This is a genomic window from Brachybacterium tyrofermentans (genome assembly GCF_014897585.1).
In the GTDB taxonomy this organism is placed as follows: Bacteria; Actinomycetota; Actinomycetes; order Actinomycetales; family Dermabacteraceae; genus Brachybacterium; species Brachybacterium tyrofermentans.
Map to the genome: position 1 here is coordinate 1 of NZ_JABUXW010000036.1, position 17,876 is coordinate 17,876.

General features: G+C 69.3%; 24 protein-coding genes and 1 pseudogene. 8 read left to right on the plus strand and 17 right to left on the minus strand.

Going from position 1 to position 17,876, the window contains the following annotated elements; genetic code table 11:
• Positions 1-72: 72 nt before the first annotated feature.
• Positions 73-519, plus strand: a pseudogene (locus tag INT49_RS18575) (AAA family ATPase); the annotation flags it as partial.
• Between the two features lie 235 nt (positions 520-754).
• On the opposite strand, the gene INT49_RS18580 reads toward INT49_RS18575, so the two are convergent.
• Together INT49_RS18580 and INT49_RS18585 are read right to left on the minus strand one after the other, a co-directional pair.
• Positions 755-1,510 carry an SDR family NAD(P)-dependent oxidoreductase gene (locus tag INT49_RS18580; RefSeq protein WP_193119240.1) on the minus strand — a complete coding sequence of 252 codons (756 nt, stop codon included), beginning with the start codon at positions 1,508-1,510 and terminating at the stop codon, positions 755-757.
• 193 nt (positions 1,511-1,703) lie between these two features.
• Positions 1,704-2,117, minus strand: a complete 414-nt coding sequence (locus INT49_RS18585) for a VOC family protein (protein WP_193119241.1) — start codon at positions 2,115-2,117, stop codon at positions 1,704-1,706.
• Positions 2,118-2,224: 107 nt separating this feature from the next.
• Here INT49_RS18585 and INT49_RS18590 point away from each other — a divergent pair, with 107 nt between their 5' ends.
• Complete coding sequence (locus tag INT49_RS18590) at positions 2,225-3,304, plus strand: helix-turn-helix transcriptional regulator (protein WP_193119242.1); 1,080 nt, start codon at positions 2,225-2,227, stop codon at positions 3,302-3,304.
• A gap of 38 nt (positions 3,305-3,342) precedes the next feature.
• Complete coding sequence (locus INT49_RS18595; RefSeq protein ID WP_193119243.1) at positions 3,343-4,053, plus strand: YdeI/OmpD-associated family protein; 711 nt, start codon at positions 3,343-3,345, stop codon at positions 4,051-4,053.
• Here the strand turns inward: INT49_RS18595 and INT49_RS18600 are convergent.
• The 6 genes from INT49_RS18600 to INT49_RS18625 all read right to left on the minus strand — a co-directional run bounded on the left by INT49_RS18600 (position 3,992) and on the right by INT49_RS18625 (position 7,561).
• Entirely contained in the window at positions 3,992-4,759 is a 768-nt protein-coding gene (locus INT49_RS18600) for an SCO1664 family protein (protein ID WP_193119244.1), read from the minus strand. The genes INT49_RS18595 and INT49_RS18600 overlap by 62 nt on opposite strands.
• On the minus strand, positions 4,759-5,331 hold the full coding sequence (locus INT49_RS18605) for a DUF3090 domain-containing protein (RefSeq protein WP_193119245.1): 573 nt from the start codon (positions 5,329-5,331) through the stop codon (positions 4,759-4,761). Before INT49_RS18605 ends, INT49_RS18600 begins: the two co-directional genes overlap by 1 nt.
• The gene (locus tag INT49_RS18610; protein ID WP_193119246.1) at positions 5,328-6,077 is read right to left on the minus strand and encodes an MSMEG_4193 family putative phosphomutase; all 750 of its coding nucleotides are present in this window, start codon (positions 6,075-6,077) and stop codon (positions 5,328-5,330) included. Before INT49_RS18610 ends, INT49_RS18605 begins: the two co-directional genes overlap by 4 nt.
• A 190-nt stretch (positions 6,078-6,267) precedes the next feature.
• Positions 6,268-6,507, minus strand: a complete 240-nt coding sequence (locus INT49_RS18615; RefSeq protein ID WP_193119247.1) for a helix-turn-helix domain-containing protein — start codon at positions 6,505-6,507, stop codon at positions 6,268-6,270.
• Between the two features lies 1 nt (position 6,508).
• Positions 6,509-7,039, minus strand: coding sequence for a DUF2975 domain-containing protein (locus tag INT49_RS18620; protein ID WP_193119248.1), 531 nt, complete (start codon positions 7,037-7,039; stop codon positions 6,509-6,511).
• Between the two features lie 162 nt (positions 7,040-7,201).
• On the minus strand, positions 7,202-7,561 hold the full coding sequence (locus INT49_RS18625) for a hypothetical protein (RefSeq protein ID WP_226850970.1): 360 nt from the start codon (positions 7,559-7,561) through the stop codon (positions 7,202-7,204).
• A 133-nt stretch (positions 7,562-7,694) separates the two neighbouring features.
• Between INT49_RS18625 and INT49_RS18630 the strand changes: the two genes are divergently transcribed.
• Complete coding sequence (locus INT49_RS18630) at positions 7,695-8,672, plus strand: aldo/keto reductase (protein ID WP_193119249.1); 978 nt, start codon at positions 7,695-7,697, stop codon at positions 8,670-8,672.
• Positions 8,673-8,813: 141 nt separating this feature from the next.
• Positions 8,814-9,452, plus strand: coding sequence for a hypothetical protein (locus INT49_RS18635; RefSeq protein ID WP_193119250.1), 639 nt, complete (start codon positions 8,814-8,816; stop codon positions 9,450-9,452).
• Positions 9,453-9,513: 61 nt separating this feature from the next.
• On the opposite strand, the gene INT49_RS18640 is transcribed toward INT49_RS18635, so the two are convergent.
• Genes INT49_RS18640 through INT49_RS18655 form a run of 4 tightly spaced genes read right to left on the minus strand, consistent with a single transcriptional unit; the run spans position 9,514 to position 11,920 of the window.
• Positions 9,514-10,290 carry a sulfurtransferase gene (locus tag INT49_RS18640; RefSeq protein WP_193119251.1) on the minus strand — a complete coding sequence of 259 codons (777 nt, stop codon included), beginning with the start codon at positions 10,288-10,290 and terminating at the stop codon, positions 9,514-9,516.
• Positions 10,188-10,718, minus strand: a complete 531-nt coding sequence (locus INT49_RS18645; protein WP_193119252.1) for a hypothetical protein — start codon at positions 10,716-10,718, stop codon at positions 10,188-10,190. The genes INT49_RS18640 and INT49_RS18645 overlap by 103 nt, the downstream gene beginning before the upstream one ends.
• A gap of 43 nt (positions 10,719-10,761) precedes the next feature.
• Positions 10,762-11,172 carry a VOC family protein gene (locus tag INT49_RS18650; RefSeq protein WP_193119253.1) on the minus strand — a complete coding sequence of 137 codons (411 nt, stop codon included), beginning with the start codon at positions 11,170-11,172 and terminating at the stop codon, positions 10,762-10,764.
• Between the two features lie 43 nt (positions 11,173-11,215).
• Positions 11,216-11,920, minus strand: a complete 705-nt coding sequence (locus INT49_RS18655) for a VOC family protein (protein ID WP_319021702.1) — start codon at positions 11,918-11,920, stop codon at positions 11,216-11,218.
• Positions 11,921-12,040: 120 nt separating this feature from the next.
• Between INT49_RS18655 and INT49_RS18660 the strand changes: the two genes are divergently transcribed.
• Both INT49_RS18660 and INT49_RS18665 read left to right on the plus strand, forming a co-directional pair.
• Positions 12,041-12,439 carry a hypothetical protein gene (locus INT49_RS18660; RefSeq protein ID WP_226850972.1) on the plus strand — a complete coding sequence of 133 codons (399 nt, stop codon included), beginning with the start codon at positions 12,041-12,043 and terminating at the stop codon, positions 12,437-12,439.
• On the plus strand, positions 12,436-12,843 hold the full coding sequence (locus INT49_RS18665) for an NTP pyrophosphohydrolase (protein WP_193119255.1): 408 nt from the start codon (positions 12,436-12,438) through the stop codon (positions 12,841-12,843). Before INT49_RS18660 ends, INT49_RS18665 begins: the two co-directional genes overlap by 4 nt.
• 65 nt (positions 12,844-12,908) lie before the next feature.
• Here INT49_RS18665 and INT49_RS18670 read toward each other — a convergent pair whose 3' ends face one another.
• Positions 12,909-13,163: a PspC domain-containing protein gene (locus tag INT49_RS18670; RefSeq protein ID WP_193119256.1), complete on the minus strand. Its 255-nt coding sequence runs from the start codon at positions 13,161-13,163 to the stop codon at positions 12,909-12,911.
• Positions 13,164-13,468: 305 nt separating this feature from the next.
• Between INT49_RS18670 and INT49_RS18675 the strand changes: the two genes are divergently transcribed.
• Positions 13,469-14,020 carry a hypothetical protein gene (locus tag INT49_RS18675; protein WP_193119257.1) on the plus strand — a complete coding sequence of 184 codons (552 nt, stop codon included), beginning with the start codon at positions 13,469-13,471 and terminating at the stop codon, positions 14,018-14,020.
• 12 nt (positions 14,021-14,032) lie between these two features.
• On the opposite strand, the gene INT49_RS18680 is transcribed toward INT49_RS18675, so the two are convergent.
• From INT49_RS18680 to INT49_RS18695, 4 genes are read right to left on the minus strand one after another with little or no spacing between them, the layout of a single operon-like run.
• On the minus strand, positions 14,033-14,671 hold the full coding sequence (locus INT49_RS18680) for a LysE family translocator (RefSeq protein ID WP_193119258.1): 639 nt from the start codon (positions 14,669-14,671) through the stop codon (positions 14,033-14,035).
• Positions 14,668-15,552 carry an RCC1 domain-containing protein gene (locus tag INT49_RS18685; protein ID WP_193119259.1) on the minus strand — a complete coding sequence of 295 codons (885 nt, stop codon included), beginning with the start codon at positions 15,550-15,552 and terminating at the stop codon, positions 14,668-14,670. Before INT49_RS18685 ends, INT49_RS18680 begins: the two co-directional genes overlap by 4 nt.
• 40 nt (positions 15,553-15,592) lie before the next feature.
• Positions 15,593-16,201 (minus strand): hypothetical protein, encoded by a 609-nt coding sequence (locus INT49_RS18690; protein ID WP_193119260.1) that lies wholly within the window; start codon positions 16,199-16,201, stop codon positions 15,593-15,595.
• A 27-nt stretch (positions 16,202-16,228) separates the two neighbouring features.
• Complete coding sequence (locus INT49_RS18695) at positions 16,229-17,857, minus strand: alkaline phosphatase D family protein (RefSeq protein WP_193119261.1); 1,629 nt, start codon at positions 17,855-17,857, stop codon at positions 16,229-16,231.
• Positions 17,858-17,876: the final 19 nt, after the last annotated feature.

Genomic DNA, 17,876 nt, shown 5'->3' on the forward strand with positions numbered 1-17,876 from the left:
CACCTTTCTCTAAGCCGTCCGCCGGTCGGGACCACACCCCCATGAAATCCCGAGGCTAGGGTTCTTGTCACGGGAATGTCTGGAGCGGGGAAGTCGACCCTGCTCGATGAGTTGGACCGCCGCGGCCATCTCACCGTCGATACGGACTATGACGGTTGGGAGTTGCCAGGCAGCGCATGGGATGAACGGCGGATGAGTGAACTGCTCGCCACCCACGGCGACGTGATCGTGTCCGGTACGGTCGAGAATCAGGGGGTGTTCTACGACCGGTTCGATCATGTAGTGCTCCTGAGCGCGCCGGTCGAGGTGCTGATCGAACGCATCTCGTCGCGAACCAATAACCCTTATGGCCGCACCTTGGAGCAACAGGGTGAGGTGCGGCGATATGTGGCCGATGTTGAGCCGCTGCTCCGGCGTGGGGCGAGCCTTGAGCTCGATGGGCGTCATCCTGTCGCTGACCTTGCCGACTCCATCGAGGCGCTCGGACGCGGCTGGCCAGAATCGCACCGCAGGGCGTGATTCCGCGCGTGGTGACTGTTGAGAGGTTGGTATCTGCGGCGACGTCGTGGAGTTCCGCTTCAACGTGTGACCAGGGTGCTTCAGTGACGGCCCCCAGGCTGCCTCTGCAGGCGGGGTCGTGCTGTCGGTGCGGGCGGTATCGATCTCCCCGTGCGCATGGAAGTGGCCGTCGCTGATGACTGCATCGCACACGGGTGCGGAGACGAGGGGTTCGAGGCCTCGGTGCGGCGGTGATTCAGCTGAACGGACCACGCACGGACACGCCGCCGTCGACGGTGAGCTGCTGGCCGGTGACGTACGACGACTCGTCACCGGCCAGGTACAGGGCGGCGCTCGCCACCTCTGTCGCGTTGCCGAAGCGACCTTGCGGTATCGCTTCGACCCAGTCGTCGCCCTGGGTGTTTCCCGATGCTCCGGTGGCGATCGCACCGCCTGCGATTACGTTCATCCTGATCTGCTTGTTGGAGTACTCAGCCGCCACAGTCCTGGCCAGACTGGCCAGTCCGGCCTTCATGACCCCGTAGGCCGCTTGGCCGGGCGCGGCCATGGATCCGGTGACGGAGCCGATGCTGATCACGGTGCCGCCGGAACCCTGGCTCAAGAATTCCGGAATCACCAGACGAAGGGTGCGCGCGACGTATCGGAGGTTGAGCTCATAGATCGTGTCCCAATCCTGGTCGGTGATCTCGTGCAGAGGAACCGCCGGGACGAAAGCCACCTGTCCACCGACCACCGTGACGACGACGTCGAGACCGCCCAGCCACGCCACGGCCTCGTGGACCATCGACTCGAGTCCGTCGGACGATCTCACGTCGACGTCGATGGCGAGCGTCCTCCCCTCCCATTCCGCGGCGGCCGCCCGGGCGCTGCGCGTATCGAGGTCGGCGATCGCGATCCGCGCGCCGGCGGCTCCGAAGGAGCGGGTGATCGCCCGGCCGATCCCATCGCCCGCTCCGCCGATGATCAGAGTTCGTTTGCCCTCGAGCGTCATGAGCGAAAAGTACCAGAGGGCCGATCACACCTGGATGGAACGGACCTGTCGCCATCGCCGAAGCCAGGACCGTCCGGGCAGATCGATCCCCATCGAGTAGGAGGCCGCCGTAAATCCCAGGGGTGCAGCTCGCGGCCTGACTCCGTGACTGTCGCCTGAGCTGTCACCTGTTCGCGCGGCAGGTCCTCCTGGGTCACGGTGCAAGTGAGCTTGCCGCGACTCGAGACTGTGCTGTCGTGTTGATCGGCGTGAAGAGGTTGACCAGGTTGCCGTCCGGATCCCGGAGGAGGAGCGACCGGTTGCCCCAGGGCATGTCGGTAGGTTCCTGGACGAACAGCTCGACGACATCCTGGAGGGACGTGTAGGTCGCGTCGACGTCATCGACGAGGAAGTCCAGGGCGACGCTGCGATTCGCGCGAGCCTCGGCGGCGTCGTCTCCGAGCAGCGGCACTGTGGCGGTGCTGGCGATGGCCAGCGTGCCCGATGGCGAACGGAGCTCGGCGAACATCGGATGGAGCCGCTCGGCCGTGACCCCGGTGAGCGTTTCGTAGAACTCCACGAGCGCGTCGACGTCGTCGGTGAAGATTCGGGTGGCTGCGAGCTGCATCGCTGTCTCCTCTGAGGGTGAACGTGGCCTGCGAACCAGGCCGCAGAGAAGACGCTACGGTCAATACCGGGCGGAAACTGCCCGGTATCCGAGTGAGGATGGACGCCATGGCTGACACGACCGCGCGAGCGCTGCACCTGCTCGAGCTGCTGCAGTCCGCGCCGCTGCGCACTGGCGCCGAGCTGGCCGATCGCCTCGGTGTCGACGAGCGGACGGTTCGACGGGACGTGGCGCGACTGTCTGATCTGAGGGTGCCCGTCGAGACTCTGCGAGGGCGCTACGGGGGGTACCGGCTTGCGCCCGGTCAGCGCGTCCTCCCGCTCATGTTCAGCACTGCGGAAGTGATTGCGGTATTCCTCGGACTCGCCCGTTCGCAGGCGGCGTCGCGGGAACCGGGAGTAGCCGCGCAGACGGCCCTGTCCAAGATCAAGCGTGCGTTGCCGGCCACTGATGCGACGAGGATCGACGCCCTTCTCAGCACCATGACGCGCACGCCCCAGCATGGGGACAGCGCCCCCGACCCTGCCGTGATGCTGGCGTTGGCGGAGGCCGTGGACCATCGACACGTCCTCGATCTGCGCTACGTCCGCGGCGATGGGACCCCGTCGCGGCGCACGGTCCATCCGCATGGCCTGGTAGCGCACTCCGATCGGTGGTACCTCGTCGCCTTCGACACGGATCGGCAGGAAGATCGCACCTTCCGGGCAGACCGGATCCGATCAGCTCGGCCGACATCCGGAACCTTCGCACCGCCGCTGCCCCCCGATCTCGAAGGCCGTCTCCTCGACCTCTTCGCCGACGCGGACTATCAGTTCCGGGTCGTGCTGCACATCCGGGAGACCGAGGAGCGCATCAGGGGTCATCTGCCGCGGAGCGTGGCCCGCCTGGAGAGGTTGGACCCTGCGGAGGACCGGGAGGACCGGGAGGACCGGGAGGACCGGGAGGACCGGGAGGACCAGGAGGGTCACGGTGGGCCGCCCTGGCATCGAGCCGAAATCCATGCCAAGGAGCTCGACTGGCTGCCGTCCGTCATCCTGGCTCTCGACTGCGAAGTGGTGATCGAACACCCCGACGAACTCCGAAGCCGTGTGAGGGCTGCTGCGATGAGGTTGCTTCACTCGGCCGGCGCCGATCACCCTTCGCCGATGACGAGCGACGAGCGACGAGTGAAGAGAGACCGGGCATGAGCCGCGCGACCGACGGCGCGGGCTCGTAGGGTGGGCGCATGATCTCCGACCCTGGATCACCCGGCGGCACCACCGAGCGCCCGGCGATCTTCTTCCAGGACGCCGCTGAGTTCCGCGCGTGGCTCGAGCGCCACCACGACACCGACACCGAACTGTGGATGGAGCTGAAGAAGGCTCATGTCGCAGATCGCGGGCTCACTTGGGCCGATGCCGTGCTCGAGGCACTGTGCTTCGGATGGATCGACTCGGTGTCGCAGAGGATCGACGACGACTCACGTCGCCAGCGCTGGACGCCGCGCACACCACGGAGCACATGGTCCACTGTGAACATCGCGCACGTCGAGCGACTCCTGTCGGAGGGCCGCATGCACCCGTCCGGCATCGCGGCGTTCGAACGACGCTCCGTCGACCGGTCGGGCATCTACTCCCATGAGAACCCCGAGGTGGACCTCACGCCGGAGCTGCAGGCGACCGTGGACGCGTCCCCCGGATCTGTCGCGTTCCTCGACGCGGCGACCGCCGGCTACCGCAAGGCCGTGCGCCACTGGATCATGTCCGCGAAGCAATCCGCCACGCGGGAACGCCGCGCGCGGCAGCTCGTCGCCTGCTGTGAGGCGGGCGAGCTCATCCCGCCCCAGCGCCCCGTGCGCACGCCGGCCTGGCTCTCACGTGCGGCCGCGGCGGCCCTCAGAACAGAGGCCACGGCACCGCCGGCATCTCCCCGCTCGGAGCCGGGAACCGCCCGCTAGCACGCAGCTGGGTGCAGCGCGCGGTGAGCGATGAGATCTCATCGGTGCTGAGCAGGTCCGTCAGGCGCTGCCCCAGCTCGCCGCGCAGCCCGTCGCTGACGCGGTCGATGCCGTCGCGTTCCTCGGTGCTCAGATCCTCTCCCAGCCAGCCCCACAGGACCGTGCGCAGCTTGTGGTCGCAGTGGAAGGTGAGGCCGTGGTCGACGCCGTACCGATGCGCGTCAGCCATGGGGAGGATGTGGTCGCCTTTGCGGTCGGCGTTGTTGACGATCAGATCGAACACCGCCATGCGTCGGAGCGCCGGCGAATCCTCATGGACGAGGGTGATTCTCTGCCCGCTCTGATCCTCGCCCTCGAGAACGCTTCTCCAACCGGTCTCGGGCAGGTGGTCCGTCGGGACCAGGTCCACGGCGCGCTGGGTGCGGTCCTGCTCCTGCCAGAGCTGCACCATCCCCTCGCCCAGCGGGCCGTCGCGCATCCACGTATGCGGCACGACGTTCCAACCGAGAGTCTGGGAGATCAGATAGGCGGCCACCTCCCGGTACGCCAGGGTGCCATCGGGGAAGTCCCAGAGCGGGGCCTCGCCCGCGACCGGCTTGTAGACCACCGTCGCGTCGCCGATGGTGCCCAGGAACGTCGCGTTGGAGGCCGTCGTGAGGCGGCCGGTGAGCGTCAGCTCGGCGGTCGCCAGATCCGGCGCGCTCATCAGTAGTCGGGAATGGTGCAGATGTGGCCGTCGGGGTCCATGGGGTAGCCGCAGAGCGTGCACAGGGGCCGCCCGGCGTCCACGACCTCCCGGGTGCGCAGGGTGAACGCGCGAGCAGTGCCGACCGGCATCCGCACCCGCAGCATCTCGGACTCCTCCGCAGCGTCGTCGATCGCGTCCTCGTCGAAAGCGTCGGCGTCGAGCGCATCGTCATCGGGGAGGGGGTGCGCCTCGATGATCACCTGGGCGGTGGTGGGGTCCCAGCCGATGCCGATGGTCCCGGTGCGGAACTGCTCTTGGACGGCCTCGAGCGGATCATTGTCGACGAGCTCGACGGGAGTGCTGGTGGGAACGCTGAAGCGGTTGCCCTCGACGTCGATGAGCTGATCGAGGACCTCGTCGAGCTTCTGCGCGAGCAGAGCGGACTGCTGCTTCTCCAGCGCGATGCTCACGATCTGTGCCCCGGCACGCACCTGCAGATAGAAGGTTCGGTCACCCGGAGGCCCCACCGTCCCGATGACGACCCGGTCCGGCCAATCGAACTCGTGAACATGTGCAGGTGCGTCGGTCATGTGACGATCCTAGGCGTCCGGCCGTCCTCGGCGGGAGCGCCGGCACCGCCGCCGTCCGCGTCGGGCGTGCCGGCACCGCCGCCCACAGCCGCGTCGCCGGAGGGGATCGCCTTCGCGAGCCAGGACAGGTCGCCGGAATCCGTGTTGGTCGCCGAGACCCGCGGGCGGCTCGCGCCATAGCTCACGATCGACACGGAGGCGGGGCCCACCTCGAGCCGCTGGAAGACGTCGAGGTGCATGCCGAGCGCGTCGGCCAGGACTGACTTGATGATGTCGCCGTGGCTCACCGCCACCCACACCGCGCCCGGCCCGTGCTCGGCCTCGACGGCGGCATCATGGCGCCGGATCGCTGCCACCGCCCGGGCCTGCATCCCGGCCATGGACTCGCCACCGGGGAAGACGACAGCGGAAGGTTGCGACTGCACGACCCGCCACAGATCCTCGGTCGCGAGATCGCTGAGCTGGCGGCCCTGCCACCGGCCGTAGTCGCACTCCGTGAGATCGGGTTCGACCGACGAGAACGGGGTTCCGCTCTGGCGCTCGACGATGGCTCGGGCCGTCTCCGCGCAGCGTTCGAGAGGGCTTGAGACGACACCGACCACGGGCACGGCCGCGATCCTCTCCCCGGTCAGGGCCGCCTGGCCCCGTCCGTGATCGTCGAGGTGGACGCCGGGGGTTCGACCTGCCAGCTGTCCCGTCGCATTGGCCGTGGTGCGGCCGTGCCGCACGAGGAGTACTGTCGCCATCTTCCCAGCCTAGCGACCGTGTCGAGGGCCGGTGCGGGCAGGGGGATCACAGGACGTGAGTCGCCGCCCGGCCGACGTCGGCGCAGGCCGAGAGGGGAGGGCAGGGGATCTGACGACGTGGAGATCCTCGGGAGCGCGCAGCGGCAGGGCGAGGTCCTCGACACGGCGGCCCGCCCTGTACGAGATCAGCTCATCGAGCAGTTGTCGGCGGGAAGTCTGTCTGGTCCTCGGGCGTCCAGGCGAGAACGTCGCCGGGGGTGCAGTCGAGGACCCGGCAGATGGCGTCGAGAGTCTCGAAACGGACGGCACGCGCGCGCCCGTTCTTGAGGACCGCGACATTGGCAGGAGTGATCCCGATGGCTGCGGCGAAGTCGCCGACGCTCATGCCGCGCTCGGCGAGCAGGACGTCGAGCCGCACGGTGATGGCCATGTCAGATCACCTCGTCCAGCTCCTGGCGGAAAGTGACCGCACGCTTGAGGAGGTCGCGCATCACGGCGACGACGAGCGCCCCGGCGATGCATACCGCGGTGCCGGACATGCCGACGATGAGCAGCGCGCTGCCGGTGCTCATCTCCCTGCCGTCCGGGATCGCGCTCGCCTCGATGGACGGTGCGACGATGTCGGTGAGGGCAGCGGCGACGCTGAGTCCTGCCGCGAGGAGACATGCCCCGATGGTGACGTCGACCCAGATGAAGGGCCGCTGGGAGAAGATCGAGTCGTTCCAGGTGTGCCGCAGCAGCATGCCGGTCGCGATGAGCACGGCCTCGAAGCACGCGATGCTGAGGATCCCGATGATCGTCAACGCTCCCTGGGCGCGGGCGACCACCGGGTCCACGAGGGCTTCGTCGGCGAGCGCCGTGGGCACGACGACTGCTTGAAAGAAGACACAGGTCAGGAGGGCCAGGGCGAGCCCGACCTCGAGTGCGATGATGAGGGCTCGTCGGAGCATCGGCGTGGTCATGCATTGAGTGTCGATCGATATCTATCGTTTGTCAATCGAAGCTTGGGGCGGAAACGCACCTATTGCTCTCGGCATGAGGGCCGGATGCCGTCGGGACGCCCATCGGAACGGTCGTCGGAGTTCGCGCCAGCTCATGCCAGATAGACCTCGCCTCCCACTCTCTCAGTCCAGCGGCATGTGGTCCTCGCCGAACTCGACGCCCTCTGATTCGAGCCGTTCGCGCGCGGCCTTGTGGACGACCCCGCGTTGACGAGGATCTGCCTCGAGCAGCCCGAGCACGGTCTCGCGGGAACTGTTGGGGTGACGCGCCACCTCCACGCGGTTGCCCCAGAACGCGTCGTGCGCGAACCGAGAGAGGATCTCGGCGCTCGCGCGCCGGTTCATGACGGCGCCACTGCGGATCGCCTGATTCGGGTCGGTGAGGAACGGTTCGAGCTCGTCATCGGTGGTCGCGGCGGCGGCGAGCGCGTACCGCCGCTGTTCGTCCGCCCGCTCCTCCGGCGTCTTCTTCATCCGTGCCATCTTGCCTCCGTCGTGCGTCCGTTCCTCGGACGCCCAACGTAGCCCAACGCCGCAACGCCCCAACGCCCCAACGCCCCAACGCCCCAACAAGACTGGCTGCCGGAGACTGTCGCGTCAGCGATAGCCTGGGGCTATGCACTTTGACTCTCTCGGCTCCAGCGGTCTCCTCGTCTCGGCACTCGGTATCGGGTGCAACGCCTTCGGGCGCCGGATCGATCAGGAGGCGGCCACCGCCGTCGTCCAGGCCGCGCTCGATGAGGGGGTGACCTTCTTCGACACGGCCGACGCCTATGGCACCGGCGAGTCCGAGACGATGCTCGGGACGGCGCTCGGCTCCCGCCGCGAGGAGGTCGTGATCGCGACCAAGTTCGGCATGGACATGGGGGATACCTACCCGGGGGCGCGGGCGAACCGCGCCAGCCGCGGCTACATCCTGCGCGCGGTCGAGGGCTCCCTGCGTCGCCTGGGAACCGACCACATCGACCTCTTCCAGCTCCACACCCCCGACCGCATCACGCCGATGGAGGAGACGCTCGACGCCCTCGGCGACCTGGTCAGCTCCGGCAAGGTCCGCTACATCGGCTGCTCGAACCTCGCCGCCTGGGAGGTCGCCGACGCCGCGCACCTCGCCTCCGCCGTCGGGGCACCCGCGTTCATCACCGCACAGAACGAGTACTCGCTGTACAACCGCAGCGCCGAGGCCGAGCTGGTCCCCGCCCTCGAGCACTTCGGCATGAGCCTGCTGCCGTACTTCCCCCTCGCCTACGGACTGCTCACCGGCAAGTACTCGCAGACCGGCGGCGCCCCCGAGGGCACCCGCCTCGCCACCGAGACGGCCCGTCTCGACTCGGCCCGCTGGGACGTGGTCGAGGGGTTCCGGGAGCTCTCCGAGGAGTCCGGGCGCAGCATGCTCGAGATCGCCATCGGCGGCCTGCGCGCCCAGCCTGCCGTGGACACTGTCATCGCCGGCGCCACGCGTCCTGAGCAGGTCGCCGCCAACGCGCGCGCCGTGGCATGGGAGCCGACGGCGGAGGAGCTCGACGCGATCGATCGCGTCGTGGCGCCGGGCTCCGGACCCGGCCACTCGACCTTCGCCGCATCGCGCCGCTGAACCCGGCCCAGAGCCGGCCGGACCCGCGGCATGGGTCGAGCGCAGCCCACGACGGCCCGCGCTCCGGCCGTGCGGCAGGAGGTGCTCTGAACCGGAATGCGGTGGACGTCTGCTCCACCGCCTGACAAGGAGTCTGATCACGTGTCATCAGAGGTGGAAGCGGCGTGGGCCGCGTTGCGCAGCACAGGGCGGGTCACTCTCGCGGGAGCGCCGGCCCTCTGGTCCACGGCGATGCGGTGGCTCATCCTGGTCCTGCTGGCGCTCGTCGTGCTGCTCGCTGTCGGCGGCCTCGTCGCGATCCCGATCGTCCTCGTCGCGGGAGTCGAGGTCACCGTCGCCACAGTGGCCGGTGTCCTCGGCGTCTATGTCATGTTCGCCGTGATGGGTGCCCTGATCAGCGTGTGGTATCGGCAGCAGAAGAGGTATCGCGCCGTCGAATCCCACCCTGTCGTGCTCGAGGCCGGGGGCATCACCCTGCGGGGTGTGGGGCCGATCCCATGGCGTGATTTCGGTGCGGCTCAGCACCGTCTGGTGCGCTCCGAACACTCCAGCGGATACACCCGTCGGGCGGTGATGCCGTTGACCCGCACGGGTTTCGTCGCCGTCAACCAGCATCTCGCCCCCGACCTCCGAGGCCGGATCTCACCGGCCACCGGTCCGTTCTGGAACCGCACCCACCCCCACATCTACGTGCCCGGGGTCGAGGGGCTGGATCAGGGCGAGGTCATGTGGCTGATCAACGCCGCTCACCAGATGTTCGGAGGCCGCCAGAGGCGGTGAGATCGCGGCGACTCTGCTGCGGCGACTCGGCTGTGGCGACCTGGCAGCGGCAGCTCCGCCGCTATGACGTGCTCGGGGCCGGGGCCGCGTCGTCTGACGATGCGACGCCGTCCCGTGGCGTGAGGTCGGGAGCGAGCGCTTCGCGCTCGTCGAAGACGAAGCATTCCCCGTCATAGTGGTCCTGGCCGACGTGCTCGAAGTAGCCGAGGATGCCGCCGTCGAGCTGCAGAGCGTCGATGCCCTCTTCGCGCAGGTAGATCGCGGCCTTCTCGCAGCGGATCCCCCCGGTGCAGAAGCTCACGACGGTCTTGCCCTCGAGCGCGTCGCGATGCGCGGATGCCGCGTCGGGGAAGTGCGTGAACCGTTCGATGCGCCAGTCGATCGCGCCCTCGAAGGTGCCGTAGTCGACCTCGAACGCATTGCGGGTGTCGAGCAGGACGATCGCGCGGCCGCCGTCGTCGTGCCCCTGATCGAGCCAGCGTTTGAGAGTGCGCGGCGCCACCGCCGGCGCACGGTCCTCGGCAGGGCGGATCGTGGGGTGATCCATGCGGATGATCTCGCGCTTGAGCTTGACGAGCATCTTGCGGAACGGCTGCTCGGCCGACCAGGTCTCCGTCGTGGTCAGCTCGGCGAAACGGGGGTCCGTGCGCAGCTCCTCCACGAACCCGCGCACCGCCTCGGCGTCACCGGCGAGGAAGAGATTGATGCCTTCCTCCGCGAGGAGGATCGTGCCCTTCAGGCCCGCGGCCTCGGCGCGCTCGCGCAGCACGGGTCGTAGCTGCTCACGATCGATGATCCGGGTGAACAGATAGGCGGAGATGTTGAGGACGCGTTCCACAGGGTGAGCCTACAGATCGGCGACGGTGCAGGACGTTCTGCTGTGCGACGTGCGGTGCGCAGCAGCGCGCAGACCTCCTGCAGCCGGCGCTGCACGTCGGGCGGTTGGCGGAAGGACGGCTCCGTCCACTCCTGCTCGTCCGCCCAGGACTGCAGACGGCCCTCGGCGCTCGCCGCGGTGCAGGGGGCGAAGGACTCGGTCGTGATGCTGCTGCGCCACCATCGGCCATGGACCGCGGGTTCCGTGACGACAGGGCGCGTCTCGACGGGGGAGGCGTAGTCGTGCGCGTACCCCGGGGCGGCGATCAGGTCCGTGATCACCTCGTGGTCGCTCTGCCCCGGGTCGAGGGCGAACTCGGTCAGCTGGATCCATAGGGACGTGGAAGGGTCCATGTGCACGATCTCTGAGCTGAGGAGGCGGAGCGTCATGCGCCGAGGGTACAGATCCGCTTCTGGTCCGCTCCTGACCCGCTCAGGACGGCAGGGCCGACGGGGTCCCGACGAGGAGCAGATTGCCGTCCGGGTCGCGGACCACGAACTCGGTGGCTCCCCAGGGCTTCACCTGCAGCGTCTCCTGGAAGTCGGCACCCGCATCCTGGAACTCGCGGAAGAGTGCTCCGGCGTCGGCGGTCGTGATGTATGCCGACAGCAGCTGCTCCTGCTCTCGCACGTCTGCCACGAACGGTGACTCGTCGACGTGCCGCAGGTTCAGGCGCGCATCGCCGCGGCGCACCTCGCCGTAGAACGGAGGGTCGCCATGGGTGAAGACGATCTCGAACCCGAGAAGGTCGCGGTAGAAGACCAGCGCCCGCGCGAAGTCGGTGACGAACACCTGCGCAGTCGCTCGGTGAAGCCGGAGCGGGGACCTATCGGGGGCAGGCATCGGGGGGGAATCTCCTTCGGGTCAGATCGGATCAGCCCACGCCTCAGGCAGTGCGCAGCCCGAACTCGTGGCCGTCGGGATCGGCCAGCTCGAGGTGGCCTTCCTGCTCGGCGAGGCGGGTCGCGCCGAGCGCGACCAGCCGCTCCGTCTCGAGGGCGAGGTCCGCCGCGAGCAGATCGAAGCGCTGCCGGCTCCTCACGTGCTCGGACGGGGCGGACGGATCCTCCCAGGAGTCCCAGGAGATCTTGGTGCCGCCGTGCGGGGACTGGATCGCGGTCTGGCCGTTCTCATCCAGCACCAGCGGCCAGCCCAGGGCCTCGTGCCAGAACACTCCGACATCCCGTGTCCCGTCGCAGGTGACCTCGCCGAGGAAGCCGGTGCCCGCGAGGTAGGTGTTGCCGGGTTCGATCACGCACAGCTCGTCGTCGGCGGGGTCGGCGAGCACGATGAACCTGTCGTCGGAGGACTGGCCCACATCCAGGTGCCGGCCGCCGAGATCCAGCGCCCTCTGCACGGTCTGCTGCTGGTGCTCGAGGGTGCTGCTGGTCAGGTGCAGATGAAGCTGGCGCGGACCGAGTTGCACGGTGTCGGAGGTGACGAAGCGGAGCCCCACCTGCGTCACGGTCCCCGGCACCGACGCGCCGCCGGGCTCGGGGAGGACCTCGCGGTCGAGCAGCCCGGCCCAGAAGCCCGCTGCCGCGCTCGCCTCGGCCACGTCGAAGACCACTGCGTCCAGGTGGAGGGTCACTCCTGCACTTTGGGACGGAATCCTGCCCATGGCGAGAGCTCGGACCAGATGTGCGGGGAGCGTGCGGAGCGGGGCATAGGCTCGATGGCCACATCCCCACGGACCCCGAGGAGGCCCACCATGCACGAGCGATCCGAGATCTCCTCGTTCCAGCCGACGGACGCTTGGAATATGGACTGGCCGTACGACGTGTGGACGCAGGTCGGGGTGCAGGCATCGATCAGCGGTCCTGACGCGGCGACCGCGGTGCAGGACTTCGTGGAGTCTCTGGAGCACGAACCGGACTCCGACGACCCGGGCGGCGCAGGTCTCCACTACCGCGGCGGGTACACGGCCGAGGTCACGACTCCGGACGACGGCGAGGTGTGGCAGATCGTGCTGGCGTCGGCGGGCGAGGACGGGCTCGGTTCCGTGCAGGATGCGGCGGACGATCTCGTCGCCGCACTGCGGCAGGCCTCCGGCGAGGTCCGGCTCGCCTGGAGCGAGCTGCCCGCCACCCGCGCGAGGACGGCACCATGACGGATCCCGAGCGCACGACGGATCAGAGGGCCGCGACCGTCGTGGTGGACGCCGCCAACTGCGTCGGCAGCGTGCCCGATGGCTGGTGGCGCGATCGTGCCGCGGCCACGCGGCGGCTGCGCGACTCGCTCTCCTCCGATGCTCTCCGTCACGACCTGCAGCTGGCCGCGACTCCTGCGCTGGTGCTCGTGGTCGAGGGGCGAGCCCGCGGCGTCCAGTCCACGCCGACGGTGCAGGTCGTTCACGCTCCCGGGATCGGCGACGACATGATCGTCAAGGTCGTCGAGCAACGTGCCGCACAGGGCGAGAGTATCGTCGTCGTCACCGCGGATCGGGAGCTGCGGACCCGGGTCACCGCTCTGGGTGCTCGCACCGTCGGCCCACGGGTCGTGCGCCCGAGCTGATCGGCCGCCGAGCTGAGCACTCGAGCTGAGACGCCCTGGGTCGTGACCCGCCCGCCGACCGCAGCTCAGTAGCGCTGTGTACGACTGCCCAGCATGCGCTCCAGCGGGATGCTGTCGTCCTGCCAGGGCGTGAGCAGCCAGACCACGAGGTACGCGCCCACGCCGAGCACCGGGAGCAGGAACGAGGCGAGGACCAGCACGCGGACCAGCCACACGTCGAGGCTGAATCGGTCGGCGAGGCCACCGGCGATCCCGCCGACGAGACGTCGGGGACCACGGCGGAAGCGGATGCGGCGGAGGGAGTCGAAGAATGTGTCCATGCCTCGACGCTACGTGCCGTGCACTTCGAGCGCACTGGGGCTGACCCCCGCAGGCGATGACGGGAAACCGGAGAGAGGTCGCCGGAGCGATGGGGAGAGGCCAGCGGTGTGGTCAGCGCCGTTCGGGACGCCCGCGCAGGGAATGCCTTCGCCTCAGGTCCAGCCGTGCAGGATCATCGAGGATGCACAGGGCGAGGGAGCGCTGAGCGGCCGTGCTCCAGCGCGGGGTCACAGCGTCACCCGCCCTGCAACGACATTCGACTCGCACCAACTTTCGACCCCGCACCGACACCCGAGGAGGAACCATGACCGAGTACGCGGACTGGCAGGCGCCGACCCCGTCGCGCGGCCTGGTGATCATGCTCCCGGGCGCGGCATACACGTGCCAGATGCCGCTGCTCCACTTCGCGGCTCTGGTCGCGATCAGTCATGGCTGGGACGTTCGCGAGGTCGACTGGACTCCGGCGGAGAACTGGGGGACCGAGCAGATCGGGCTCGAGCTGGCGGCGGCCATCGGCGACCACGAGGGACCGGTCCGGGTGGTCGGGAAGTCGCTCGGCACCCTCGCCGCTCCCTATGCGGCCGAGCATCGAATCGATGCTGTCTGGCTCACCCCGCTCGTGAAGATGCCCGCCGTGGCCCGAGCGATCGCCGATCATCCGGGACGGCAGCTGCTCATCGCCGGGACCGACGACACCGACACCTGGGACAGCGGGATCGCCGCTGCGCTCAGTGCCGAGGTGCTCGAGATCGCCGGGGCCGATCATGGCTTGCGAGTCGCGGACCCGGTGCGCACGGCCGAGATCCACGTCGAGGCGACGCGAGCGATCGACGGCTGGTTCGGCGGTGCACGATAAGGGATCCGACGCTCACGCGGGGCCGCGGGCGGTTGCGGCCCGCACTGCGAAGACTGCGAGGAGACCACCAGCGGTGAACCGCTGTGCGGCCAGGAGGCGGGGCCGAGCGGACAGGATGCCCGCAAGGCGTGCTGCGGCGAGCACGACCATGCCGTTCACGGCGACCCCCACCACGATCTGCACTGCGCCGAGCTGCAGCAGCTGCGACCACGCCGGGCCGGCGCTCAGATCGAGGAACTGAGGAAGGAGCGCGGCGTACAGGAGAGCGATCTTGGGGTTGAGCAGATTGGTGAGCAGTCCCCTCGAGAACAGTCGGACGTCGGGGTCCGGCGGGATGTCGAGGTCGGGCGCGAACGGCGAGCTGCCTCCGGGCTTGAGGATGCCCCAGGCGAGGTACGCGAGGTACACGGCACCGGCCACCTTGATCACGGTGTAGGCGACCGGGACAGCGGTGAACAGCGCGGACAGTCCTGCAGCGGTGGCCAGCAGGTAGCACACGAAGCCCACGGCCGTCCCGCCCAGGCACACCAGGCCCGCCCTGCGGCCCTGCGTGATCGAGCGGGAGGCGAGGTAGATCATGTTCGGCCCGGGGAGCAGAGCCATACCGAGCTCGAGCAGTGCGACCGCGGCCACTGCACTCCAAGAGATCACTGAGCAGCCCCTTGCGGTGAGGTTGAGCGAAGGGTGCGCAGGTCCTGTCGCTCGCCGAGCTGCCAGGTGTCGACGTCGCACCGTAAGTCGGAGCTGTTCCCCGTGGCCACCACCGTGCCATCGGCGAGGATCCCGAGGGAGTGCGTCGAACCGGCGGCGACGGCCGTGACACCGCGCCACCCCTCGACGTCGCACTGCCAGTAGGTGTTGTCCCCGACGGCGCAGACGGTCCCGTCCTCCCGGAGCGCCAGAGTGTGATGGCTGCCGACGGCGAGGTCACGGATACCTCGCAGATGCTCGACTTCGCACGCACCCGACGCCGCCTCTCCGGTCGCGACGACCGTGCCGTCGTCCCGGAGGCCGACCGTGTGCAGGTACCCGGCGGAGATGCCGACCAGGTGCCGCCACGAGCCGACGAGGCATTGACCGCGCTGGTTGCTGCCGGTGGCGAGAGCCGTGCCATCGCTGCGCACAGCGACCGCGTGCCAGTCCCCGCACGCGACCGCGACGACGTCGCGCCAGCTGCTGACGGCTCCCTGACCCTCGCCGGTCCGCCCAGCGGCCATCACGGTGCCGTCCGCGCGGAGCCCGAGCGTCGATCTCCACCCCGCCGCGAGAGCGGTGATGTCTCTCCAGTCGGAGACGTCGGTCTGGCCCGAGCCGTTCCAGCCGGTCGCGACGACCGTGCCGTCGGTGCGGAGTCCGACGGTGTGCGAGCGCCCCGTGTTGCGCGCCGTGTGCACGTTCCCTGCGGCGACGGCGATGACATCGCTCCAGCCCGACACGTCGCACTCACCCGCGAGGTCGCTGCCGGCGGCCAGGACCGTGCCGTCGGTGCGGCACGCGACGGAGTGGCGCCGACCTGCTGCGATCACGGACATGGCTGCCTCCGATCCGGGGCGAGGAGATCGATCGTACTGCTCAGGAGTAGCGCTGCTGCGCGGTGGTCAGCAGCCGTGCCAGCCGCTTCGGTCCCAGGACGTATTCGGATCTCACGAGGACCGTTCCAGGCTGTCGCCGGGACAGCCACCGGGGAGGGCGGACGCCGGCCTCCGCATGCGCCTGCTCGAGCCGGTGCCGTGCTCGGGGTGTCATGGTGTAGACCACCGCGAGAGGACCCCGGAAGCGACCGGCATTTCCTGTCCGAGGTGTTCCCACGTGCTGGATCTCGTCCCAACGGCGGGTCGTCGTCCGGGCGCTGCTGCGCCGCCGGGCCTCGGCGATCCCCGCTCGGGAGAGGTGGAGCTCATCGCCCCGCAGGAGAACGGCCACCGACGCGAGCGGCAGCAGGACGACGCACCCGATCACCCCGATGACGGATGCCCACGTCACGGGATGGATGAGCGCGGGAAGATGCTCGCCGGTCCGGATGAGCTGCTGGACGAAGAGGGCGAGCAGGACGAGCAGGCCGATGCCGACCATGACTCCCAGGCCGAGCATCCCGAGATCCATGGTGCGGGAGGTCCGGATCCGCACGATGCCACCGGCGTCCAGCTGCGCGATGCACTCGTGGAGTTCCAGGGCGGCCATGCGCCCAGTGTGCCAGCAGGGCCCCGATCAGCTCTCCGGGGTCAGGGTGCGGGTGTACTGCACATCGCCGTTGGCGTCGATCAGCTCGACGGTGAACGACTCGCCCTGCGGGGCGATCTCGACCCGGCCGAAGAACTGGCCCTTCCCATCGCGCGGGGAGCCCATCGCAGGGCCCGCCTTCTGGAAGTCGACCTCGGGCCCGAAGGTCCCATCCATCTCGTTGGGCCCGAAGGAGCCGGAGTTGATGGGGCCGGCCACGAATTCCCAGAACGGGTCGAAGTCCGTGAAGGCGGCGCGCTCGGGGGAGTAGTGGTGGGCGGCGCAGTAGTGGACGTCCCCGGTGAGGAACACGATGTTCTTTGTCTTCTGCGTCTTGATCCCCGAGAGCAGGCGGGCCAGCTCGAGCTCGCGGCCCAGGGGCGCGCCGTTCTCCGCGTTGGCGATCGACTCCTGCCCCTCCCCGTCGGGGACCACGATGCCCAGCGGCAGATCGGCGAGGATCACCTTCCACGTCGCCTGGGACCTGCGCAGCCCCTTCAGCAGCCACTGCAGCTGCTCCTCACCGAGCATCGAGGTCTCGTGCTGCTCCCGGCCGTCGGTGTTCTCGCTCTTGTCCGTGCGCATGTCGAGGACGAACACATCCAGGTCGGGGCCGCGCTCGATGAGTCGGTAGATGCGCTCCGGCTCGAAGCCGGATCCCGGGGACAGGGCGCGCACATCGGCGATCGGCTGGTACTCCTGCCAGGCGCGCCTGCCCCGGGCGGCGAGGGTGTTCACGTCGCGCACCGTGTACTTCTCGTCCTCGAGGATCTCACCGGCCCACCAGTTGTTGGTGGTCTCGTGGTCGTCCCAGGTGGCGATGACCGGGACCTCGGCGTACATCGCGCGGATGTTGTCGTCCTGGAGGTTGTAGCTGTGGCGGCCCCGGAACTCCGTGAGGGTCTCCGCGACCTTCGAGACCTCCTCGGTGACCAGGTTGCGCCAGATCGCACCGTCGGGCTCCTCGAGCGTCTCCGCGATCGGGCCGTCGGCATAGATGGTATCGCCGGCGTGGAGGAAGAAGTCCGGGGCGACGGCGCGCATCGCCTCGTAGCCGAACATGCCTCCGACGTCAGGGTTGATGCCGTAGCCCTGGCCCGCGGTGTCGGCCGTCCACACGAAGGTCTGTGCGCCGTCGGAGCGGTCTCCCGGCGCGGTGCTGAAACGTCCGGAGCCGACCTCGCCGCGGTGCCCGTTCTCGTCCTCGAAGAACAGCTCGGTCTCGAAGGTCGTGCCGGCCGGAAGCTGCTTCGCGCTGATCCGCGCGGTGAAGTCGGTCTCCGCGCTGGCCCACGGGCCGCGCAGCGAGATCGGTCGGCCGTCCGCGCCGGCGCCCTTCCCGCGCCGGCTGCGGCCGGCGGTGAGGCGCTTGCCGTCGGCGTCCAGGGCGTGGAGCACGGCGTGGAGCCGCCCCTCGCCCGAGGCGCGGGACCACAGCACCGCGGAGCTCGAGGTGACGTCCCCGGTCTGGAGGCCGGAGGGGAGCGTCAGCCGCGACGACCCGGGACGGGCGGGCGCGGCGGAGGCGGCACCGGCCACGGGGAGCGTGGTGGCGAGAGCCGCTGCGGCGGCTCCTCGCAGCAGGGTCCGACGGTTCGGGGCGGTGAAGCTGTCCATCGCGCCAGTGAACTCCGTC